Source organism: Herbaspirillum sp. B65 (genome assembly GCF_000333555.1).
Lineage (GTDB): Bacteria > Pseudomonadota > Gammaproteobacteria > Burkholderiales > Burkholderiaceae_D > Herbaspirillum > Herbaspirillum rubrisubalbicans.
Genome location: NZ_BADI01000322.1, coordinates 1 through 1895, shown reverse-complemented (window position 1 = coordinate 1895; position 1895 = coordinate 1). Strand labels below are relative to the sequence as shown.

The window sequence follows — 1895 nt, the reverse complement described above, 5'->3', positions numbered from 1 at the left end:
GCGACCGGTTTCCGGGTGAAGATGCTGATCTTATCCTGCAGCTTGCCGCGCAGGATCAGGTCGGTCAGCACCATGTCTTCGGCCGCCAGGCTGGAGGCCAGCGCAGCCGGGGCGTACTCGGCGGCGATGCGTTCCAGCGTGGCCTGGGTCTTGGCGATGAGGTCTTGCAAGCCTGGGTTAGCCATGGGCTGTCCTTCCTTCTTCACAATCTGGGTTCAGCGGTTCAGTCGGCGGTCTGCACGGTTTCGCGCTTGACGCGGCGGAACAGCGGGTTCTTCTCGTCCCAGGAGGTCTGGTACTTCTCGGAGAAGTCGGTCAGGCCCTTGACGGCGTCATGGATGTTCTTGTCGGCCCGCACGGCGAAGGCGTCGAAGCCCACGCGCTGCATGTAGAACAGCTGGTCGCGCAGCACATCGCCGATGGCGCGCAGCTCACCGGTATAGCCCAGGCGGGCGCGCAGGTTGTAGGCGATGGAATAGCCACGGCCATCGGCGAACTTGGGGAAGTCCACGGCGATGACCTTGAAGCTGTCCAACTGGCCCTTCAGTTCTTCCGGGCGTTCATCGCTGGCCAGCCAGACGCCGATCTCGGCGCGCGACTTCAGGGCTTCGCCCTGCGCCTGCCATACCTTGAGCGGCACGATCACGCGGCCTTGCGGGACGTTGACGGTCTCTGCGGTCTCGCCTTCAGCCAGGCGCAGCACGCTCCAGTCGTCACTGACGACGGTCTTGTTCTTGATGATTTCAGGCATTTGCGTCTTCTCCTGCGACATACTCGGCCGAACGGATCGGCGTTGCGTAAACGAATTCCTTGAACGGGGTCACACCGATGCGGCGCACGGTGTCGATGAAGCGTTCTTCCTCGGTGCGCTGCTTGACATACACCTGCAGCAGGCGGTCGATGACGGTGGGCATCTGGGTGGCCGAGAACGAGGGGCCGATGATCTTGCCCACCGAAGACTCGTTGCCCTGGGCGCCGCCCAGCGACACCTGGTACCACTCGGAACCATCCTTGTCCACGCCCAGGATGCCGATGTTGCCCACGTGATGGTGGCCGCAGGCATTGATACAACCGGAGATGTTCAACTCGATGTCGCCGATGTCATGCTGGAAGTCGATGTTCTCGAACTTCTCGGCAATGGCCTGGGCGATCGGGATCGACTTGGCATTGGCCAGCGAGCAGAAGTCGCCGCCGGGGCAGCAGATGATGTCGGTCAACAGGCCAATATTGGGGGTGGCCAGGCCATGCGACTTGGCGGCCTTCCACAGCGCATACAGTTCGGATTGCTTGACGTCGGCCAGCACCAGGTTCTGTTCGTGGGTCACGCGCAGCTCACCAAAGCTGTACTGGTCGGCCAGGTCGGCCACAAAGTTCATCTGGTCGGCGGTGATGTCGCCCGGCGGCACGCCCGGTTTTTTGAGCGACAGGACCACGGCGGCATAACCGGCCTTCTTGTGCGCCTTGACGTTGCGCTTGATCCAGTTGGCAAAGCCACGGTCTTCCGCCTTCAGGCGTTCATATTCGGCGTCCACCGCCGGCAGGGTTTCATAGGCCGGGTCGGTGAAGAACTTGGCTACGCGTTGCAGCTCTTCTTCGGTCAGGGTGGAGGGGCCGTCCTTGATCTGGGCCCATTCTTCTTCCACCTGGCGCGCGAACTCCTCGGGGCCGATGGCCTTGACCAGGATCTTGATGCGCGCCTTGTACATGTTGTCGCGGCGGCCGTACTGGTTGTAGACGCGCAGGATGGCTTCCAGGTAGGACATGGCGTGCTGCCAGGGCAGGAAGTCACGGATGACGCTGCCCAGGATGGGCGTGCGGCCCATGCCGCGGCCCACCACACGCGGAAACCGATTTCGCCGGCTTCATTCTTGATGACGTGCAGGCCGATGTCATGC

Annotated in this window: 1 protein-coding gene and 2 pseudogenes; all 3 read right to left on the bottom strand. The window is 62.5% G+C overall.

The features are described from left to right. Positions 1-185: pseudogene (locus I5W_RS08260) on the bottom strand (phosphoadenylyl-sulfate reductase); the annotation flags it as partial. A gap of 38 nt (positions 186-223) precedes the next feature. Continuing rightward, positions 224-751 carry a DUF934 domain-containing protein gene (locus I5W_RS08255; protein WP_017451662.1) on the bottom strand — a complete coding sequence of 176 codons (528 nt, stop codon included), beginning with the start codon at positions 749-751 and terminating at the stop codon, positions 224-226. Next, a pseudogene (locus I5W_RS08250) lies at positions 744-1895 on the bottom strand (nitrite/sulfite reductase); the annotation flags it as partial. The gene I5W_RS08255 and the pseudogene I5W_RS08250, both read right to left, overlap by 8 nt.